Annotated in this window: 1 protein-coding gene; it reads left to right on the plus strand. The window is 67.0% G+C overall.

What is annotated here, in order from left to right; genetic code table 11:
* A partial coding sequence (locus CBX98_RS26090) for an ATP-binding protein (protein ID WP_242446627.1) occupies nt 1–285 on the plus strand: 285 nt, incomplete at both ends.

Below are 285 nucleotides of genomic sequence, written 5' to 3' on the forward strand. Positions count from 1 at the left end.
GCTGCGCCACCAGGCGTTTGCCTTCGACGAGGTACTGGCGACGGTGGGCGCGGTATGCCGACCCTTCGCGGCGGAACGGGGCATCGCCTTCAGCCTGGCCCGCGATGCCTCGGTGGAGGGCGTCTTCAATGGCGATCCGGGACGCATCGAGCAGGTGCTATCCAACCTGGCGTCGAACGCCTTGAAGTTCACGCCGCCGGGTGGCTCGGTGAACGTGCACGTGGAACTGCATGAGGGTGTCGGCGGTCGCGATCCGACGATTACCTGCAGCGTCTCGGACACCGG

Origin of the sequence: Vibrio sp. T9 (assembly GCF_003123985.1) — a bacterium.
Taxonomy (GTDB): domain Bacteria; phylum Pseudomonadota; class Gammaproteobacteria; order Enterobacterales; family Vibrionaceae; genus Vibrio; species Vibrio diabolicus.